This window comes from Rubrobacter marinus, assembly GCF_011492965.1.
In the GTDB taxonomy this organism is placed as follows: domain Bacteria; phylum Actinomycetota; class Rubrobacteria; order Rubrobacterales; family Rubrobacteraceae; genus Rubrobacter_F; species Rubrobacter_F marinus.
In genome coordinates, this window is sequence record NZ_CP045121.1 from 1,967,981 (window position 1) to 1,986,485 (window position 18,505).

At 68.9% G+C, this 18,505-nt stretch carries 13 protein-coding genes, 2 tRNA genes and 1 pseudogene; 7 read left to right on the forward strand and 9 right to left on the reverse strand.

Translation table 11 applies throughout. The features are described 5' to 3' along the window. Positions 1-9: 9 nt before the first annotated feature. From solA to GBA65_RS10090, 9 genes and pseudogenes are all read right to left on the reverse strand, one after another. Positions 10-1,245, reverse strand: a complete 1,236-nt coding sequence (solA, locus tag GBA65_RS10050) for an N-methyl-L-tryptophan oxidase (protein WP_166396448.1) — start codon at positions 1,243-1,245, stop codon at positions 10-12. Next, positions 1,245-2,531 (reverse strand): aminomethyltransferase family protein, encoded by a 1,287-nt coding sequence (locus GBA65_RS10055; RefSeq protein WP_166396449.1) that lies wholly within the window; start codon positions 2,529-2,531, stop codon positions 1,245-1,247. Before GBA65_RS10055 ends, solA begins: the two co-directional genes overlap by 1 nt. After that, positions 2,528-3,205, reverse strand: a complete 678-nt coding sequence (locus tag GBA65_RS10060; RefSeq protein ID WP_166396450.1) for a cyclodeaminase/cyclohydrolase family protein — start codon at positions 3,203-3,205, stop codon at positions 2,528-2,530. The genes GBA65_RS10055 and GBA65_RS10060 overlap by 4 nt, the downstream gene beginning before the upstream one ends. Further along, a pseudogene (locus tag GBA65_RS26340) lies at positions 3,202-4,913 on the reverse strand (formate--tetrahydrofolate ligase). The gene GBA65_RS10060 and the pseudogene GBA65_RS26340 overlap by 4 nt, the downstream one beginning before the upstream one ends. 6 nt (positions 4,914-4,919) lie before the next feature. Beyond that, complete coding sequence (locus tag GBA65_RS10070; protein WP_207956292.1) at positions 4,920-5,852, reverse strand: methylenetetrahydrofolate reductase; 933 nt, start codon at positions 5,850-5,852, stop codon at positions 4,920-4,922. Positions 5,853-5,871: 19 nt separating this feature from the next. Beyond that, positions 5,872-7,098, reverse strand: coding sequence for a glycine cleavage T C-terminal barrel domain-containing protein (locus GBA65_RS10075; RefSeq protein WP_166396451.1), 1,227 nt, complete (start codon positions 7,096-7,098; stop codon positions 5,872-5,874). Between the two features lie 87 nt (positions 7,099-7,185). Further along, a complete protein-coding gene (locus tag GBA65_RS10080) occupies positions 7,186-9,627 on the reverse strand; it encodes a GcvT family protein (RefSeq protein ID WP_207956293.1) in 2,442 nt (813 codons plus the stop codon). A gap of 596 nt (positions 9,628-10,223) precedes the next feature. Beyond that, on the reverse strand, positions 10,224-11,039 hold the full coding sequence (locus tag GBA65_RS10085) for an SDR family NAD(P)-dependent oxidoreductase (RefSeq protein ID WP_166396453.1): 816 nt from the start codon (positions 11,037-11,039) through the stop codon (positions 10,224-10,226). A gap of 301 nt (positions 11,040-11,340) precedes the next feature. Further along, positions 11,341-12,720 carry a putative sensor domain DACNV-containing protein gene (locus GBA65_RS10090; RefSeq protein ID WP_166396454.1) on the reverse strand — a complete coding sequence of 460 codons (1,380 nt, stop codon included), beginning with the start codon at positions 12,718-12,720 and terminating at the stop codon, positions 11,341-11,343. Positions 12,721-13,385: 665 nt separating this feature from the next. On the opposite strand from GBA65_RS10090, the gene GBA65_RS10095 reads away from it, so the two are divergent. The 7 genes from GBA65_RS10095 (at position 13,386) to clpX (ending at position 18,496) form a co-directional block, all read left to right on the forward strand. Further along, positions 13,386-13,862, forward strand: coding sequence for a nuclease A inhibitor family protein (locus GBA65_RS10095; protein WP_166396455.1), 477 nt, complete (start codon positions 13,386-13,388; stop codon positions 13,860-13,862). A 298-nt stretch (positions 13,863-14,160) separates the two neighbouring features. Next, positions 14,161-14,649, forward strand: coding sequence for a hypothetical protein (locus tag GBA65_RS10100; RefSeq protein WP_166396456.1), 489 nt, complete (start codon positions 14,161-14,163; stop codon positions 14,647-14,649). 114 nt (positions 14,650-14,763) lie between these two features. Beyond that, positions 14,764-14,836, forward strand: a tRNA-His gene (locus tag GBA65_RS10105). 138 nt (positions 14,837-14,974) lie between these two features. Next, a tRNA-Leu gene (locus GBA65_RS10110) sits at positions 14,975-15,055 on the forward strand. Between the two features lie 55 nt (positions 15,056-15,110). Next, positions 15,111-16,562, forward strand: a complete 1,452-nt coding sequence (gene tig, locus GBA65_RS10115) for a trigger factor (RefSeq protein ID WP_166396457.1) — start codon at positions 15,111-15,113, stop codon at positions 16,560-16,562. 4 nt (positions 16,563-16,566) lie between these two features. Then, the gene (locus GBA65_RS10120) at positions 16,567-17,166 is read left to right on the forward strand and encodes an ATP-dependent Clp protease proteolytic subunit (RefSeq protein WP_166396458.1); all 600 of its coding nucleotides are present in this window, start codon (positions 16,567-16,569) and stop codon (positions 17,164-17,166) included. Between the two features lie 73 nt (positions 17,167-17,239). Next, positions 17,240-18,496, forward strand: a complete 1,257-nt coding sequence (clpX, locus tag GBA65_RS10125) for an ATP-dependent Clp protease ATP-binding subunit ClpX (RefSeq protein ID WP_228281825.1) — start codon at positions 17,240-17,242, stop codon at positions 18,494-18,496. Positions 18,497-18,505: the final 9 nt, after the last annotated feature.

Genomic DNA, 18,505 nt, shown 5'->3' on the forward strand with positions numbered 1-18,505 from the left:
GGCCCGCCCCTACCAGGGGGGGCTCACCGCCCCCGCCCTGGGGAAGGGGCGCACCGCCCCGTCACGCCCCGCGTCGGGCCCGGGCGCACGGCGGGCCCCGGGCCGCAGGAGGCGCTCCAGCCGGAACGGGCTTATGGGGTGGCGGGTCGTCCCCTTCTCGGCGAGGTCGGCCATGATCTCGCCGACGACGCTCGCGAACTTGAAGCCGTGCCCGGAGCAGGGCGACGCGAAAGAGACCTGCTCGTACTCCGGGTGCAGGTCCATGACGAAGTGGTGGTCGGGGGTGTTGGTGAACATGCAGGTCTGCAGGTTCATCGTCGGGCCCGCCCCCTCCGGGAAGTACCGCTCGGCGAAGGCCCTGAGCAGATTCTCGTCGCGGTCGTGGACCTCCCGGTCCACGGTCTCGGGGTCGGTCGCCTCCTCGAGGTGGTGGTACTTGCCGAACTTGAAACCGGGGACCCCGAAGACCGGGAAGCCGTAGTAGCGGCCCTCTTCCACGAGGAGGTTGAAGACGGGGAAGTTGTCGAGGCGGAAGCGCTCGGGGCGTAGGGGCTGCAGCCAGGCGAGAACCTGGCGCTCGGGGACGGCGAGCCCTCCTAGAAAACCGAGAAGCTGGCCGTCCCAGGCGCCCGCGGTCACGACCATCTTGTCGGCCTCGTAGGTCCCCCGCCCGGTTCGGACGCGCACCCCGCCGTGCAGGGGCTCCCACTCCAGCACCCGCTCGTGGGCGTGGAACTCGGCGCCGAGGGCCTGCGCCGCGGTCGCGTACGAGACGATGCACCGTTCGGGCACGAGAAACCCGCCGTCGGGCTGGACGAGTGCCGCCGTCTCGGGGGGGAGGCGGTAGCCGGGGTAGCGGCGGCGCACCTCGGCGCCGGTCAGCACCTCGTGCGGCAGGTCGTGGAGCTTGCAGGAGTCCCAGGACCCCTTGAAGACCCAGCTCTCGGGCGGCCCGGCGTCTATGGAGCCGGTGGTGTACAGGAGCTTCTCCCCGGCGGTTCTCTGCAGCTCGCGCCACAGCTCGTAGGCACGGACGATGAGCGGGACGTACGAGGGATCCTCGTAGTAGGCCATGCGGATGATGCGGGTGTGGCCGTGCGAGGAGCCCATCGCGTGCGGGATGCCGAACCGCTCCAGGCCGAGCACGCGCCTCCCCCTGCGCGCGAGGTGATAGGCGGTCGCGCTCCCCATGCCGCCGACGCCGACGACGATGACGTCGAAGCGCCCCGAGTACGAGACGCCCATCAAGTGTTCCCGTTGGGGGAATGCCTCGCCGGGACGTTGGGCCGGGCGCCGTCCCTGCGCGCCGGAGCCTCCGGGCGCCGCTCCTCCGGGGGCTCCGCCCGCACGCGGGCGTTCTCCGGGTCGAAGAACGGCGTGTGGGCGATCCTCGCCGGTACGAACCGTCCCGCGGTCTCCACAATGAGGGAGTTGCCCGGCCAGGAGTGGGCGGTCTCGACGTAGGCCATCGCGAGCGTCTCGCCGACGGAGGGCCCCACGGCGCTGGACGTGACGCGCCCGATGCGGTGTTCGGCGGGTTTCAGGCGGTCTTCGTACGCGCCGGCCTCGGCTCCGGTCTCCACGATCTCCCTGAACGTCGCCTCGTCGGCGACGGCGTAGACCGCGTCTCCGGAGGATGCGGGCGCCTCGCTCTCCAGGGTCAGGCCAACCCAGCGCTCGTCCAGGCCGCGGTAGCGGGCCCGCAGCAGGGCCTCGCGGCCGACGAAGTCGCGCTTGTCGAAGCGGATCCAGCGTCCCAGCCCCGCGTGGAAGGGGGTGTGGCGCTCGTCGATGTCGGGTCCGTACAGCGGGAGGGCCTTCTCGATGCGCAAAGATTGCATGGCCGCCACGCCGTAGGGCTTGAGGTTGAACTCCCGGCCTCTCTTCAGGAGGTGCTCCCAGAGGACGGAGGCCTGGTCGGCGGGGGTGTAGAGCTCGTAGCCGAGCTCGCCGGTGTAGCCGGAGCGCGAGATCAGGAGCTCCACCTCCCCGATGCAGCCCGGCGCGAACCGGAAGAAACGGAGGGCGTCGAGGTCCGCCCCTTCGACCACGGTCTCGAGAAACTCCCGCGAGCGCGGCCCCTGCACGACGGGCAGGGCGACGGCGGCGGTCACGTCGGTGACGTAGGCGCTGGCGCCGGCGGCGTGATCGGAGATCCAGCGGTACGTCTTCAGGCGCGGCCCGGAGCTCGTGACCACCATGAAGTGCTCGTCGTCGAACTTGTAGACGGTGACGTCGTCGACGATGCCGCCCTCCTCGTTGCACATCGTCGAGTAGCGCAACTGGCCGGGCTCCATGTCGGCCACCTCGTTGACGAGCAGCCGCCTCACGAGCCTCTCGGCCCCCGGACCCTTTACGTCCACCTCGCCCATCGTGGAGAGGTCCTGCGCCCCGACGTGCCTTCGGACGTTGAGGTGCTCCTCCACGGGCGAGGTGTACGACGTCGGGAACACGTAGTCGCCTCCGCCCTTGACGAGATCCCGCGCCGAGCGCAGGTGAAAGTCGTAGAGCGGGGTCCTCCTCTCCGTCATCTCCTACCTCCTTGTCGCCGGCCCTCCCGGGAAGGGGGGCGCGTCGATCGATCTCGTCCTTGCAGGACGTTCGCAACGTCGGCCCTCTCCTCTGCCCCGAGTGCGTGCGCGGCGGCGGTCCGGGCGAGCTCTCCGGCGCGCTCGACGCATCCATCGTAGAGGCCGGCGGCGGAGAGGTTGATCTTTGCCAGCGTGACCGCGGCCCTCGTTCCCGCCTCGGCCAACAAGGCGGCGCAGACCGCGTCGCCCCTGAGGTTGGGGTTGCCCTCCCGCGCGAGCCTCGCGGCCAGCCCGGCGATCTCGGCCCCGGCTTCGGCCACGGCGAGCGGCACGCCGGCGGCCTCCGACAGCGCCTCCCCGACGCGCCTCCGACGCAGTTCCGGATCTCTGGGGGAACGGCGTGCCTCCAGGACGCGCGCGTAGGCCGCGGCGTCGGCGCGCGCGAGCCCGGACGCCTCCTCCCCGAGGAAGTCCGCGCGGGCGGCGAGCTCGTCGGCCTCCGCGAGGTGGTCGTCCGAGAAGCGGGCGGCCATGCCCGTTAGCGCGGCGGCGAGCGCCACGGTCACGGCCGCGGCGGAGCCTCCGGCGGGGGCCGGCTCGCGGGAGGCCGTGAGGTCGAGGAACCGTTCGAGCGGAAGTTTCGGGTAGTCCGGCGTCGGGTCCTCCGCGTTCACGAGAGGCCCACGATCTCGCCGTGCTCGTCCAGGTCTATGCGCGTGGCGGCGGGGACGGGGCTGAGGCCGGGCATGGTGCGCACGTCGCCGCAGAGCACGTAGATGAAGCCCGCGCCGACCGAGGCGCGCACCTCCCGCACCGGGAGGGTCCAGCCGGCGGGCGCCCCCACGAGGGCCGGGTCCGAGGAGATCGAGAGGTGCGTCTTCGCGATGCAGACCGGGAGATTGCCCAGGCCGCCCTTCTCGAAGGAGTCGAGCTGGCGGGAGGCCGCGAGGTCGTACTCCACCGCCCCGGCGCCGTAGATCACGGTCGCGATCGCGTGGATCTTCTGCCGCAGGCTCGCAGAATCTGGGTAGAGCGGCCGGAAGGCGGTCGGCTCCTCGCACGCCTCGGCGACCGCCTCGGCCAGCTCGACGGCGCCCTTGCCGCCCTCCGAGAAGTGGTTGCAGACGGCGACGCGCACCCCCAGGCTCTCCGCGACCTCGCGGATCGCCTCTTGCTCTGAGGGGTGGTCGGTGGGGAAGGCGTTGACGGCCACGACCGGCGAGACGCCGTGGACGAGGATGTTCTCGATCTGCTTGCGCAGGTTCTCCGCCCCCGCGTACACGTCGCCGGGTTCTCCTGGAGCATCTCGGGTGGCAGGGGGCGACCCGCGACCACCTCGTAGCGGCCCGAGTGGGCCTTGAGGGCGCGCACCGTGGCGACGAGCACCGCGGCGTCGGGCGTAAGCCCCGAGGTTCGGCACTTTATGTTGAAGAAGCGCTCGGCCCCCATGTCCGCGCCGAAGCCCGCCTCTGTAACGAGAAAGTCGCCGGCGCGGATGCCGATAAGGTCGGCCACCACGGAGGAGTTGCCGTGGGCGATGTTGCCGAAGGGGCCGGCGTGGACGAGGACCGGGGTGTTCTCCAGGGTCTGCATCAGGTTCGGCTTTACCGCCTCGCGCATGATGACGGCCATGGCCCCGGCGGCCTTGAGGTCCTCCGCCGTGATGGGCTCCCCGGTGGTGCTCCTGCCGATCACGATCCGCCCCAGCCGCTCGCGCATGTTCTTCAAGGAGGTCGAGAGCGCGAGGACCGCCATGACCTCGGAGGCCGCGGTGATGTCGAAGCCGGTCTCGCGCGGGACGCCGTCGGTGCGCGAACCGAGACCCGTGATGATGTTGCGTAAGGACCTGTCGTTGACGTCCAACACTCGCCGCCAGGTGACGCTGTGGCGGTCGACGTGGAAGAAGTCGTCGTTCTGGTGGATGTGGTTGTCGATCATGGCGGCGAGCAGGTTCGTCGCCGCCGTCACCGCGTGCGTGTCGCCGGTGAGGTGCAGGTTGAGCATCTCCATCGGCACGACCTGGCTGTAGCCGCCGCCCGCGGCCCCGCCCTTGATCCCGAACGTCGGGCCCATCGAGGGCTGGCGCACCGTGACCGTCGCCCGCCTGCCGATGTGCTCGAACGCCTGGCCGAGGCCGACCGCCGCCGTAGTCTTGCCTTCCCCCAGAGGCGTCGGCGTGATCGCCGAGACGAGCACGTACTTCGCCCTGGGCCGCTCCGCAAGCTCCTCGATCGCCTCCAGCCTCACCTTGGCGACGGAGCCGCCGTAAGGCTCCAGGAGGTGAGGACCGATGCCCATCCCGGCGGCGATCTCCGGGATGGGCTTCAACGTCGCCTTCCGGGCGATCCCGAGGTCGTCCGGCATCGTGGTCGGGTACACCATCCGAAACTACTCCTTGCCTTGCATCGGCGCGGGAGCGGCGCGCCGGACCCCTTCGAACACCCCTCCGTCGGCCGTGGAGCCGAGCCTCCCCCTTCGCCACCTCTCCGTCTCCTCCACGTGGTTGAAGGTGTTGACGTGGAACCCGCGGATGCCGTAATCGGGGTCCCCGACGTACGGCGAGAGGCCCTCGATCAGGGCGTCCGGGCTGTAGCCGCGCGGCCGGAGCAAGCGCCCGACGAGGCCGGTCTGCTTCTTGAGGAACCTCATCGAGTCGCCGAGGCCGATCTTGAGCGAGATCCGGAGCAGCTTCTTCCGGTCCACGACCCCCGGAACCCCGACGTAGACGGGGAGCTTCAGGCCACCTTCGCGGGCGCGGGCGAGCCAGCCGAGGACCGTCTCCGGCTCGAAGCAGATCTGGGTGACCGCGTAGGACGCGAAGGGCTGCTTCGCCAGCAGCGCCCGCGTCAACTCCTCCTCCGCGACGAGCGGGTGTCCCTCCGGGTAGGCGGGGACGCCTACCCGCTCGATCCCGGCCCCGAGCCGCGACATGGCCCTCAGGAGCGTGAGCCCGCTCGCGTACGGCCCGGCGGGGACCTTGGAGTCGCCCCCGACGACGAAAACATCCTTCAGGCCGCGTTCCTCCAGCCTCCCGAGCACCGCCTTCAAGCGGGTCTCGTCCTCGATCAGGCGCGCAGCCAGGTGCGGCACGACGGGGAAGCCCCGCGCGAGAAGCTCCTCGGCGAGCGCGATGGTGCTCCCGATCCCCAGGGTCGGCGAGCAGGTGACGGAGACCTCCGCGCCTGCGGGGAGATAGATGGCCTGCTCGCGCGCGCCCTCGACGGGGACGAGCTCGTAGCGCGGGTGCTCCAGCCCCCGGAGCGGGGCCGCTCCGTACCCTTCGCGCCTCTCGTCCGAGGCCTCTTCGTGTTCCCCGATCACCGCCGGCCCTCGTCCCTCGTCACCCCTGGGAGAGCGTCTTTTTCGGGTCGGTCTTCGGGATCTCCTTCTGCGGGTCCACGAACGGCCGCCGGACGACGACCGCGCGCTGCCGTCCGTGGGGAGTCTCGACCGTAAGCTCGGTCCCGTACTCGACGTACTCGATCGGCACCATCGCGTAGCCGATGTTCTTCTCCAGGCGCGGCGAGAAGCAGGCCGAGGTTACCCGGCCCACGTGCCGGTCTCCGTCGTGGACGGGGAAGTAGTCGATCATGGAGCCGTCGTTGTACGAGCCCAGAGGCTCGCCCCCGATCTCCACCCCGACGAGCTTGCGCCTCACGCCCTCTTCCTTTATGCGCTTGAGGGCCTCCTTGCCGACGAAGTCGGCCTCCTGCTCGAGGTCCACCATCCACTCGTAGCCGTAGTCCACCTCGTACGGGTTCGTCTCGATCGTCATGTCGCACCCGTGAGCGAGGATGCCGCCTTCTATGCGGCGGATGTGGCACGGTCCGATGACCTTGAGGCCGTGCGGCTCCCCGGCCGCGAGCACCGCGTCCCAAAGTTTCTGCCCGTTCCGGTAGGCGTCCTTCAGGTAGATCTCGTACCCGAGCTCCGAGGTGTAGCCGGTGCGCGAGACGATCACGTCCATCCCGTCGAGCTGTTCGTGGGCGAGGAAGTAGTAGGGGACGTCCAGGATGCCCTCGCCGAAGAGGTCCACCATCACCTCCTTGGACTTCGGCCCCTGCACCTGCACCGGCCCGACGTCGGGCTCGCGGATCCGGACGTTCATGCCGGAGTTGTAGGCGAGGGCGCGGGCCCACAGGAGGACGTCGCTGTCGGCCAACGAGAGCCAGAAGTGGTTCTCGCCGAGGCGCAGGAGCACCGGGTCGTTCACGATGCCGCCGTCCTCGGCGGTGACGAAGACGTACTTGCACTGCCCTACGGCGCACTTGTTCAGGTCGCGCGGGACGAGCATGTTCGTGAAGGCGAAGGCGTCGGGGCCGGTGATCTCGACCTGCCGCTCCACCCCGACGTCCCAGAGCGTGACGCCGTTGAGGAGGTCCCAGTACTCCTGCACGGGATCTCCGTAGTGGCGCGGGTGGTACTGGTGGTTGTAGACGCTGTACATCTCGACGCCGTGCTTGCGCGAGGCGTAGAAGTACGGCCCCCGCCGGATCCTGGTGTACAGCAGTACCTTCGGCGCCTCGCGTACGAGGTCCGCCGGGGACGTCGTCGCCGTCTGGGTCATGAAGCTTCTCCTTCCGGATCTCCTCGCCGGTCCGCCGGGCCGGCTCCGCTACGAAACCCCTCGCCTAGTGCATCGCGCCCCTCCCTCCTAGCTCCTCATCCGCTTCATCGCGGGGTCGAAGAGCGGCTCGTCGGCGACGGTGGCCGCGTAACGCTCCCCGAAGTAGCCGATGTCGAGCCACGTGCCCTCCTCGGCGAGCTCGGGCGGCAGCCAAGCGTAGGCGATGCTCTGCCCGACGGTGTGGCCGTACGCGGCGCTCGTCACGTACCCGACCGCCGCGTCGCCGCTAAAGACCGGCTCATTGCCGAGGACCATCACCCTCGGGTCCTCCAGAACGAGGCAGGCCAGCTTGCGCCTCGGCCCCTCGGCCCTCCGCCTCTCGAGCGCCTCGCGGCCGACGAACTCGCCCTTCTCCGGCTTGACCGCGAAGCCCAGACCCGCCTCGTAGGGGTCGTGTTCGCTCGTCACGTCCGTGCCCCACATCCTGTAGCCCTTCTCCAACCGCAGCCCGTTGAAGGCCCCGCGCCCGGCGGCGATGGCGCCCAGGGGCCGGCCCGCCCGCCACAAGAGGTCCCACAACCTCAGGCCCATGTCGGCGGAGGCGTACAGCTCCCACCCGAGCTCCCCGACGTAGGAGAGGCGCAGCGCCACGACCGGGACTTCTCCGACGTGGATCCCGCGCGCCCGGAAGAACCCGAACGACTCGTTCGAGAGGTCGTCCTCGCTCAACGACTGCACGAGCTCCCGCGCCATCGGCCCCCACACCCCGACGCAGCACGTCCCCGCGGTGATGTCCCGTACCCGCACCGTCCCGCCCTTGGGCAGGTGCCCCTCCATCCACGCGAGGTCGCGCACCCCGTTGCAGCCGACCTGGAAGTGCTCCTCGCCGAGGCGGGCCACGGTGACGTCGCTCCTGACCCCGGCCTCCTCGTCGAGCATCAGCGTGTACGTGACCGTGCCGACCGGCTTGTCGAGCTCGTTCGTGTTCAGCCCCTGGAGGAACGCGAGCGCCCCCGGTCCCGTGACCTCGACCTTCTTCAGCGGCGTCATGTCGTAGAGGGCTACCCGCTCCCGGGTGACCCCGTGCTCGGCGCCGACGATGGGCGACCAGTAGCGCCCCGCCCAGTCGTCGGGGTGGGGGATGTCCCGGCCCTCCACGAGCCGCTCGTTCGCCCCGAACCACTGGGGGCGCTCCCACCCGGAGGCTTCGAGGAAGTAGGCCCCGAGCTCCCCCTGGCGCGCGTAGAAGGGGCTGGTGCGCAGCGGCCTGGGTCTCTCGATGGGCTGCTGGGGGTGGATGATGTCGTAGACCTCCCGGAAGGCCCGGTCGCTCCGTACCCGCACGTAAGCGGGGCTCCGGGCGAAGGCCTCGAAGCGGTTGACGTCGCACTCGCGCAGGTCGATGCTCGGCACACCACGAGCGATCCACTCGGCCACGACCCTCCCTACGCCGGGGCCGTGCGTCACCCAGACCGCCTCCGCCACCCAGAGACCGCCCACCTCCCGCGTCTCGCCCAGCAGGGGCAACCCGTCCGGCGTGAACGAGAAGAGGCCGTTGATCCCCTCTTCTATCCCGGCGTCTCCGAGGGCGGGCAGGAGCTCCACCGCGTCCCGCCACGCTCCCTCGAAGTCCTCCGGCGTGAACGGCATGACGGAGGGCATCCCCGCGACCTCCCCGTGACGCGGGATATCCTCGGGCGAGACGGGCATCGTCCGGTGCCCGTAAGAGCCGACTCCATAGCGCTCCCCGACCTGCCGAAAGTACATGGAGGCGTCCTGGTGGCGCAGGATCGGATGTACGGCCTCTTCCGTCTCCCCTGCTAGCTCCGCGAGCGGCCCGGTCCGCGCGTACTGGTGCTGCATCGGCACCAGCGGGATGGAGACCCCCGCCATCCTTCCGAGGCGCGGCCCCCACATCCCGGCGCAGCTGACGACGAGACCGGTCTCGATCCGTCCGGCGGAGGTCTCGACCGACCGGACGCGCCCACCCTCGACGTCTATCCCCGTCACCTCGGTCTCGCCGTGGAAAACCGCCCCTCGCGAGCGGGCCTCGCGCGACAGGGCCTCGCACGCCCACACGGCTCTCGCGATGCCGTCCGAGGGCACGTAGTAACCGCCCAGGATCCTGCCGCCATCGAGCAGCGGCACCTTCTCGACGCATTCCCGCGCCGTCAGCAGCGCGGACGGGATGCCCCACGAGGAAGCCAGCCCGTGCTTGCGCTCGAGGTCGCGCCAACGCGCCGGGGTCGCCGCGACCTCGATGCTCCCGACCTGCCGGAAACACGGCCGCCCCTCCGACCGCAAACTACCGTAGCGCCGCACCCCGTAGCAGGCGAACGCCGACATCGTCTTCGAGGGGTTGGTCTGAAAGACGAGCCCGGGGGCGTGGCTCGTCGACCCACCGGTGGTGAACAGCGGGCCCTGGTCCAGAACAACCACGTCCCGCCACCCCATCCGCGTGAGGTGCTCCGCCACCGCACAGCCCACGATCCCTGCGCCCACGATCACGACGTCGGCTCTCGCTTCCACCGCTCTCTCCCCGTGAATCCGATCGGGGCGACCACCGGATAACCCGCGCCCCGACCCCATACTTTCGCCAGGTTCTGTTGCGCATAAAGCAACGCGTTCTTATATAAGAAACGAATACCACAAGCGATGTTGCTAGTCAAGAAAGTTGCTAGCGTCGGTGCTCGCTGCGTCGGGTCTCGACGGCATGCGGCCGTTATCCGGGGCTCGCCGCGGGATCAGGGGCTGCGAGGGTTGCCACCGGTGGGGACGTCGTTCGGGGGGTCGGGATCTCGCGCGGGGAGCTCGACGGGGTCGGGGCGAGTCGAGAAGAGGAGTATGGGAAGGTCATCGCGAGCGATCGCGGGTTCCGCAAGCGCTACGTGGTTACTGGCGAGACCCCGGTGGGACGGAGCGTGTGATCGCCGCGGACGGGGGCGCCTCTAGCGGAGACGAACCCTGCGCGCGCGACGCCGCGCCGGTCGGACGCAGGGTAAAGACGCTCTATCGGCCCTCGCGCCGGGGCAGGTGCGGCGTGGGGTCCTCGTCGGAGCGTTCCCCTTTCCCCCTGATGTCGTGCCCCGCCGCCGAGGGCTCGAAGAGGTTGTCCATGGGGGAGGTTACGCGTCCCCCTTCTGGACCCCTCGGGCGACGAGGCCCCCGAAGAGGTCGACGAGGCGCGGGGCGAGGGCACCGAAGACGAAGGCGGCCTTGCCCTGAATGCCCAGCGGTATGTTTCTCGTTCCCGGCTTCTCCAGGCAACGGACGACGGCCTTCGCCACCGTCTCGGGGTCCTGCAGGAAGGGGGCGACCCTCTTGGAGAGCCTGAAGCCGCGGGTGCGCTGGTGGAAGAAGCCCGCGGTGTTTACGCCGACCGGCATCACCTGGCAGACGCGGATGCCGCTCCCCTTCAACTCCCTCCTGAGAGAGTCCCCGAGGGCGAAGACCCCCGCCTTGCTCACCGAGTAGGCCGATCCGACGGGGAGCGCGACCAGCGAGGCCAGGCTGGCGATGTTGACGATGACGCCCGAGCCCTGGCGGCGCATGGCGGGCAGAGCGGCCCACGCCCCGTACACGCAGCCCATAAGGTTCACTTCGAGGATGCGGCGGAACTCCTCCTCGGTGGTGTCCTCGAAGAGCGACCAGGCGATAACGCCGGCGTTGTTGATCCAGGCGTCGATCCGGCCCCACCGCTCCTCGGCGGCGCGCGCGACCCCCTCTACCTGCTCCCTCACGGTCACGTCGCAGGGGACCACCAGCGCCTCCCCGCCCCGGTCCTCGACCTCCCGGGCCGTCGCCTCCAAAAGCTCGACCCGCCGGGCCGCGAGCACGAGGCGCGCCCCCCTGTCCGCAAGCGCGAGGGACATGGCCTTCCCGTTCCCGCTCGAGGCCCCCGTAACGACCACTACCCGTCCTCGCACGCTCTCCTGCGCCATGCCAGCTCCCTTCCGCTCAACGAACCTGCCGCCATCCCGTGAAGCCGCGCCCCGAAACCCGCCGCGACCACACCGAGCCGCCCGATCGCGCCCGGACGGTGTTCGAACTCCCGCGCCCGGCCATGCTTACCCCGATCCCGCGAGTCGCAAAGACGGCATGTCGGGTCTTCTACCGCGGGCGTTCGTGCTCCCGGAGCTCTTCGGGTCGTTTCCCCGTCGAGCGGACGTACGGTTCCCCGGTCCTACCGCGTTCGGGGACGTTCGGTCAGCCTACCGGCGGGGGTAGGGCGACGGATGCTTGTCAGCCCTGATCCCAGTAGGTGACGCCGTCGCCGTGGCGGCGGACGAACCGTACGTTGCCGTCCTTGGAGACGACGACCGCCAGGGCGTCGGGCAGCTCCTTGCAGAGGCGGTAGGCGGAGCGGTGGCGGGTGCCCACGATCTCCGTCGGCTCCTCCTGCACCACGTTCCCCTCGATGTCGAGCGCTCTGTGGACGGTCTCCACGCTGGAGAGCTTGCCAGAGATCTCGCCGCCGAACCCGAGCAGCTCGTAGCGCTTGGTCATCACCACCGCGCCGTCCGTCGTGGCGAGGGCGGCGACGAGGTGCGCCACCTCGAGGACCGCCTCCTCGAGGGTCGCGATCCCCTCGTCGTTGGTCTCCTGGTATTCCCGCCAGCCGATCTTTCGCGGGGGCTGGGACGCGTCGCTCGTGCAGTGCGCCTGCGCCAGGCGGTTCATGATCTCCACGATAAGAGTGCGGAAGCGCCTCCGCGGCTTGCCGTCGGAGATCCTGTACTTAAGGGCGACGTAGCGGTTCGAGGTGGAGAACTCCTCGGTCCGCTCCGGGGGCACGAAGATCACCGTCCCCCCGCGCCCGAAGTTCTGCACGGTCGAGACCAGCCGCTTGAACATCTGTCTGCTGATCCTGCGCGCAAGGTCCGGGTCGAGCGACGCCCACCGCTCGCCGTCGCGCTCGTAGGCCCGTTCGCGGGCCTGCGAGTGCAGGTTCATCAGCTCCGCCCTCTCCGCCGCGAACACGGCCGGCATCCAGCCGGATTCGAAGACGTCCATCGAAGCGTCCGAGAGGACGCCGTTCTCCAGCTTGCCGACGATCTCCGAGCCCTTCCGTACCTCGATGCGCCCCGGCCCCGTCACGTGCACGACCGCCAGGGGCGGGAGCGGCGCGGAGGTGACCCGCCCGCCCTGGCGGTCCCGCAGCCAGCGGGGACCGGAGTGCAGGAGCCCCCAGATCCTCAGGCCCTCCTCCCCGTCGTGCCTGACCCCCACGATGGAGCGAGGGTAATCGGTGGCGGGGGAGAGCCGGCGCAGCTCCTGCTCGTCGAAGGTACGGGGCTCCGGAAACTCGAGGGGCTGCAGACCGTCCGGGGGCCCACCCTCCGGAGGAAACACCTCCGGCGAACCGAGCGCGAGGCGGAAAAGGACGGGCTGGTCCTCCTCGCGGAGGAGGCTCGCCTGGAAACAGGTCGAAAGTACCTTTTCCAGCACGGCGATCCGGGGCAGAGGATCGACGGGGGCGCGATGGGAGACGGGGGCGCGAGGGTCCGAAGCGCCCGACGCCTCCGCCCACCGCGCCGTCACGAACGCGGCGAGATCCCGGGGGTAAGCGTGCTCCGCGTCCGTCCTCTGCTCGTACCCGCGCGACACCATCTCCTCGGACATAACAACTACCCTCCGTTTTCCTTCTCCACGAGGTCGATCCCGGCCAGGCATCCCGTATTCCCCGGATGCGTTACCGGTCCCGCTGAATCCCTACCACTGCGCCGTCCCACCGCTACGGATGGCGCCTCTCTGCCCGTCGACCGGGAAGCGCGTCCAAGCTAGGTACCCGCGCGGGAACCAGGCTACTCGCTCGACCCGCGCCCAACAAGAGGACCGACCGAGTCTCCGAAGAGGGGCATCTACACCGGAGGCTATCCCTGCCGCACCGGCAAGAACGCACCTGGTCCATTCAGGGTGCAAACTTCCGCCGATCGCGGCAACGGGTGACGCGAAGAGCCGGAGCGGGAACATCGTTGCGGGCGAGATCTTGATGGGAAGTCTTCTCCGACAGCCAGGGAGGACCAAGGCCGCACGCGAGGGCGGCAGCGAACCGCCAGGGTCAGACCTGCGGGTACCCGGACGGTCTGCCGTAGGCGCCGGACGCCCGGGCCGGGTGGCACCCGGTAAGAATCATCCCCGAGGTAGGATGCTCTGCCCGGATCCACTCCTTACGCTCTTGGCATGCACGAGATAACGCGAGCCGAAGCGTCCTCGCTCGAAGTCGGATCTATACCTTCGAGCTCGAAACGCCGCGACGCTCGTCCACCCACCGGTAGGGAGACACCATGAGAAAGATAGCCCTGCTCGCCGTCGCGACGCTGCTCGCCTGCGCTTTGCCCACCGAAGGAGCGACCGCCCAGGAAGACGGGACCGGAGAGCGCCTGTTGGAGGCGGCCGAGGGCTTGCAGATGCCCTCCTCCGAGGCCGACTCCGCCTGGTACCTCGTGTCCTACGCCGGTGTGGACGAGTTGCCGGACGCCGAGTCGTTCGGCGTGATGTCGGGATGCCCCCGTGCCGGCACGACCCGCCAGGACTTCGACGAGACCCTGGCTCGACTCAGCGAGGTCGAGCCGTGGATGGACGAGGGCCAGGTGCGCAGCGCCCGCGGCTTCCGCAAGCTCGGGAAGACCTTCCGCCACGCGCTCGGCGAGGACCTGGCCGTCTACCGTTGCGAGGACGGCGGTCCGGAGGTCGGCATCTACTTCGTCGGCGCCGCGGACGGCCGCCTCACGGGCTTGAAGACCATCAGCATAGAAACGTAGGCGGAAGCGGCCGTGGATAAGCCCCGCTACGGGGGCCGTGGCACCACGCTCCGGCTCCCTCCGGCTCGGACGCTGCGTCGAGAAAAGTTAGAAAATACTACTTTTGTAGGATGTTTATTGAGTTCTTGTGTGAGAAACTCCGTCGTGTCCAGGGTGGTGCCCGGGTGCCAACACGCCGAGATCCCTTCGTGCGTAAGTTAGCTCGGTTCGGGCCGGAAGCAGGGGAGGAAGGGATGAGGATGCGTGCCGGAGATCGGGTAGAGGCTTCGGGCGGGGGGCTCGGGGCTTCGGGGGTTGCGTGGAGCAGCCCGAAGAAGCTTCTCGGGTCCTGGCCGGGGTTGTTCTGATGCTAGGCCTGGCCATCGCGGTGTGGGGCGATACCACAAGCTCCGCCCAGACCAGCGACCGGGCCGCGCAGGCCGCGTCGGAGTGCAAGAGCATCGGCGGCAAGGTGAACTACAGGAACGCGCGCGGACAGTTGCTGGCCTACTTCTACGTGAGCCAGAGGTCCTGCTGGAACTACTCCCAGATCACCTACCTCTCCAGGCCGGCGGTCACGGCGGGCGTGACCGAGATCGGCGAGGACAGCGGCTGGACGTACGACGGCATCCTCCGCAAGCGCGACTTCTACTACACGTACAAGGGCAACGACTACGGCGCGCACCTCAGCTCCCGCAAGGGCGGCTTCACCGTCTGCCAGAAGGGCGGCGGCTGCTACCAGGAGACGCCGGTCATCAAGCGTTACGCGTTCTTCGACAAGGCGGGCTACCAGATCTCGAAGGGCTAGACCGCCCGCGAGCGCGGCGAGGGCTCTGGAACCCTCGCCGCGCGGCCTTGTTTCGCTCCCGGTCCCGGGGGTTTTGCAGTAGAGGGCGGGCTGGTAGAATCTCGTAGTTGCCTGGTGATCGTAGCTCAGTTGGCAGAGCATCGGGTTGTGGTCCCGAAGGTCGCGGGTTCGAGCCCCGTCGGTCACCCTCTTCGATAAGTCCCCGTTGGCGCGGTCCGTCGGCGGGATTTCGTCGTTGCGGCCGGTCCCCACGCGGCTTGCGCCCTTAGCGTACAGGGCCGAGGGGAGCGGGGCGACTGTTATAATCCCGCCAGGTTTGAGGCGAGCGAGAGTGGTGGAATGGTAGACACGCTAGATTTAGGATCTAGTGCCCTCGGGCGTGCGGGTTCAAGTCCCGCCTCTCGCACTACGCCGATGGTGGCGCCCGTACCGCAGGAGATGGTCGAGAAGAGTTGGGGTGTATGACGGCGAACGTAACTAAGCTCGAGGACAACAAGGTAAAGCTCGATGTCGAGGTCTCCCCGGAGGCCGTCAAGAAGGGCGTCGACGCGAAGGTCCGCGAGCTCGGCAATCAGGTGCGGGTTCCGGGCTTCAGGCCGGGCAAGGCTCCACGCAGGATCATCGAGAACCACGTCGGGCGCGACTACATCTACATGGAGGCGCTCCAGGACGGGCTGCCGACCTGGTACTCCGAGGCGGTCGTCGAGAACAACCTCAGGCCGATAGACCGGCCGGAGATCCACTTCGACGAGGGGCTCGACGAGAAGGAGGGCTTCAAGTTCTCCGCCACGGTCGAGGTTCGTCCGGAGGCGACGCTCGGCCCGTACAAGGGCCTCGAGGTGCCCCGGCGCGAGGTCGAGGTCCCGGACGATCAGGTCGAGGCGCAGCTCGAGGAGCTTCGCGGCCAGTTCGCCACGCTCGCGGCGGTCGAGGGCCGTCCGGCGCAGCAGGGCGACTACGTGATCATCGACTTCAACGGCGAGAAGCTCACGGGCGGGCCGCTCGAAGGCGGTCAGGCCGAGGACTACATGCTGGAGATCGGGGGCGGCGAGCTGCTCCCGGACTTCGAGAAGGAGCTCGTCGGGATGAACGCCGACGAGCGCAAGAAGTTCGCCGTCACCTTCCCGATGGACTACGGCGAGGAGTCGCTGCGCGGGCAGTCCGTGCTGTTCAACGTTCACCTCAAGGAGATCAAGGAGCGCGACCTTCCGCCGCTGGACGATGACCTCGCCAAGGAGGCGAGCGAGTTCGAGACGCTCGACGAGCTCCGCGGCGCCGTGAGGGGCCAGCTCGAGGAGACGGCGAACCAGCGCGTCGAGGGCGAGTTCCGGGGCCGGGTGCTCGACGAGGTCACCAGGGGCGCAGAGGTCGCGGTGCCGGACGTGATGGTCGAGGAGAAGGCCGACGAGATGGTCGCCTCGTTCGAGCGGAGCATCCGGTCGCAGGGCATCGAGCCCGAGCAGTACTACCAGCTCGCCGGCGCCAACAAGGACGAGGTCAAGGAGCGCGTCCGCGAGGACGCGGCCGACACCGTCAAGAAGGAGCTCGTGCTCGACGCCGTCGCGGCGGCCGAGGGCATAGGGGCCGACGAGCACGAGGTCTCGCACCAGATCGAGCACATCGCAGAAGACGCCGGGCGCAAGCCCAAGGAGATCGAGAAGACGATGCGCCGCAACGGGACGTACGCGCTTCTCGAAGAGGAGATCGCCCGCTCCCGCGCCCTCGACTTCCTCGTCGAGAACGCGGTCGCCGTGCCGATGCCCGAAGAGGAAGAGGTTTCCGAGGCCGACGAGGGCGGGGAAGAGATCTCCGGTACGGAGGCGTCGGAGCCCGAGGCCGGCGAGGCCCGGGTCGAGGCTACGGTCGAAGCGGGCGAGAGCGGCTCGTCCGAGACCAGCGAAGGAAAGGAATAGCAGCATGAGTTACGACATAAACAACGTGATCCCCTACGTAATCGAGCAGAGCCCGCGGGGGGAGCGGGCGATGGACATCTACTCCAGGTTGCTGAAGGACAGGATCATCTTCCTCGGCACCCCGGTGGACGACCAGGTGGCGAACGCGATCATGGCGCAGCTTCTGCACCTCGAGAGCGAGGACCCGGACCAGGACATCAACATTTACATCAACTCCCCGGGCGGCAGCGTCACGGCGGGGCTGGCGATCTACGACACGATGCGCTTCGTGAAGCCGGACATCGTGACCACGGCGCTGGGGATGGCCGCCTCGATGGGCGCCTTCCTGCTCGCGGCCGGGACGAAGGGCAAGCGGAACGCGCTGCCGAACACGCGGGTGCTGCTGCACCAGCCGAGCATCGGCGGTCTCGCCGGGCAGGCGTCCGACGTGCAGATCCACGCCGAGGAGCTCATCAGGACGAAGCGCCGCCTGAACGAGATCCTGGCCGAGAACACCGGCCAGCCGTACGAGAAGATCGAGCGCGACACCGATCGCGACTACATCCTCGGGGCCGAAGAGTCCATCGAGTACGGCGTTATCGACAACATCGTCCAGCAGCACTAGGGACGAAGCGACTAGCGGATGAAGACGCCGGGTAAAGCCGTAGCGGCAACGTACAGGGGGAGGGCCTAAACGTATGAGGGACCCATCGGACCAGCTGCAGTGCTCTTTCTGCGGGAAGAGCCAGCGCCAGGTCAGGAAGCTCATAGCCGGCCCCGGCGTCTACATCTGCGACGAGTGCATAGAGCTCTGCAACGAGATCATCGACGAGGAGTTCTCGGGACCGGAGATCCTCAAGGACGACGACCTCCCCAAGCCCCGTGAGATCAACCGCATCCTCAACGAGTACGTGATCGGCCAGGAGGACGCGAAGAAGGTCCTCGCCGTCGCCGTCTACAACCACTACAAGCGGATCAGCATGGGCGTGGACACGACGGACGGCACGGAGCTGCAGAAGTCGAACATCCTGCTCGTCGGGCCGACCGGCAGCGGCAAGACCCTGCTCGCCCAGACGCTCGCCAAGATCCTGAACGTCCCGTTCGCCATCGCCGACGCCACGGCCCTCACGGAGGCCGGCTACGTCGGCGAGGACGTCGAGAACATCCTGCTGAAGCTCATCCAGGCGGCGGACTTCGACGTGAAGAAGGCCGAGACCGGGATCATCTACATCGACGAGATCGATAAGATCGCGCGCAAGTCGGACAACCCGTCGATCACGCGCGACGTCTCCGGCGAGGGGGTGCAGCAGGCGCTCCTGAAGATCCTGGAGGGCACGGTCGCGAGCGTCCCGCCGCAGGGGGCCGCAAGCACCCGCACCAGGACTTCCTGCAGATCGACACCAAAAACGTGCTGTTCATCTGCGGCGGCGCGTTCGGGGCCTGGAAGACGTGATCCGCCAGAGGATCGGCAAGCGGAGCATCGGCTTCGGGGCGAGGTGGATCGCCGTCTCGAAGAAGAGGACAGCAAGATCCTCAGCAACGCCCAGCCCGAGGACCTCCTCAAGTACGGCCTCATCCCCGAGTTTGTCGGGCGGCTGCCGATCATCTCGACGCTGCGCACGCTCGACGAGGCCGACCTGATCCGCATCCTCACCGAGCCGAAGAACGCGCTGGTGCGCCAGTACCGCCAGTTTTTCCGCTACGACAAGGTCGACCTGACCTTCACCGACGACGCGATGAAGGCGGTCGCGGAGCTCGCGCTGGAGCGGGGCACCGGGGCCCGGGGCTTGAGGAGCATCCTCGAGACCGCGCTCCTGCCGACGATGTACGAGCTGCCGAGCCGCTCCGACGTGACGAAGTGCGTCGTGGACGCCGACACGGTGCGCCAGGGGGTGCAGCCGACCCTCGTCACCGCGTCGGGGAAGGCGAAGTACTCCTACGACGAATCGGCCTAGGGGCGTAAA

Bases quoted from the DNA above. Each gene is read 5' to 3' on its own strand.
- solA (WP_166396448.1), bottom strand. From the start codon at position 1,245: ATGGGCGTCTCGTACTCGGGGCGCTTCGACGTCATCGTCGTCGGCGTC.
- GBA65_RS10055 (WP_166396449.1), bottom strand. From the start codon at position 2,531: ATGACGGAGAGGAGGACCCCGCTCTACGACTTTCACCTGCGCTCGGCG.
- GBA65_RS10075 (WP_166396451.1), bottom strand. From the start codon at position 7,098: ATGACCCAGACGGCGACGACGTCCCCGGCGGACCTCGTACGCGAGGCG.
- GBA65_RS10085 (WP_166396453.1), bottom strand. From the start codon at position 11,039: ATGGCGCAGGAGAGCGTGCGAGGACGGGTAGTGGTCGTTACGGGGGCC.
- GBA65_RS10090 (WP_166396454.1), bottom strand. From the start codon at position 12,720: ATGTCCGAGGAGATGGTGTCGCGCGGGTACGAGCAGAGGACGGACGCG.
- GBA65_RS10095 (WP_166396455.1), top strand. From the start codon at position 13,386: ATGAGAAAGATAGCCCTGCTCGCCGTCGCGACGCTGCTCGCCTGCGCT.
- tig (WP_166396457.1), top strand. From the start codon at position 15,111: ATGACGGCGAACGTAACTAAGCTCGAGGACAACAAGGTAAAGCTCGAT.
- GBA65_RS10120 (WP_166396458.1), top strand. From the start codon at position 16,567: ATGAGTTACGACATAAACAACGTGATCCCCTACGTAATCGAGCAGAGC.
- clpX (WP_228281825.1), top strand. From the start codon at position 17,240: ATGAGGGACCCATCGGACCAGCTGCAGTGCTCTTTCTGCGGGAAGAGC.